The sequence below is a fragment of the Micrococcus sp. HSID17227 genome (genome assembly GCF_003989405.1).
GTDB classification, from domain to species: Bacteria; Actinomycetota; Actinomycetes; order Actinomycetales; family Micrococcaceae; genus Micrococcus; species Micrococcus luteus.
On the sequence record NZ_RBLN01000543.1, the window covers coordinates 1 to 767 of the forward strand.

At 70.3% G+C, this 767-nt stretch carries 1 protein-coding gene; it reads left to right on the forward strand.

What is annotated here, in order from left to right:
- On the forward strand, positions 1-767 hold a 767-nt coding region (locus D8M29_RS13185; RefSeq protein WP_127446079.1), incomplete at both ends, for a phosphoenolpyruvate carboxylase.

Sequence of the window (767 nt, forward strand, 5' to 3'; positions counted from 1 at the left end):
CACCTCGCCAACGTCACCGAGCAGGTCCACCGCGCCCACGAGATGCGCGACCGCCGGTCCGCCGAGGGCGGGCTCCTCGCCCGCACCGCCGACCGCCTCAAGGACGCCGACCCCGATCACCTGCGCGAGACGGTCAAGAACCTCAACGTCCGGCCCGTCTTCACCGCACACCCCACCGAAGCCGCACGGCGCTCCGTCCTCAACAAGCTCCGCCGCATCGCCGAACTCCTCGAGACCCCGGTCATCGAGGCCGACCGCCGACGCCAGGACATCCGGCTCGCCGAGAACATCGACCTCATCTGGCAGACCGACGAACTCCGCGTCGTCCGCCCGGAGCCCGCCGACGAGGCCCGCAACGCCATCTACTACCTCGACGAACTCCACGCCAACGCGGTCGGCGACGTCCTGGAGGACCTCGCCGCGGAGCTGGAGCGCGTCGGCGTCGAACTGCCCGCCGGCACCCGCCCGCTCACCTTCGGCACCTGGATCGGAGGCGACCGCGACGGCAACCCCAACGTCACGCCCACCGTCACCTGGGACGTGCTCATCCTCCAGCACGAGCACGGCATCACCGACGCCCTCGAACTCGTCGACCAGCTGCGCGGACTGCTCTCCAACTCCATCCGCTACACCGGAGCCACCGACGAGCTCCTCACCTCGCTCCAGACCGACCTGGAACGCCTCCCCGAGATCAGCCCCCGCTACAAGCGGCTGAACGCCGAGGAGCCCTACCGGCTCAAGGCCACCTGCGTCCGCCAGAAGCTCGT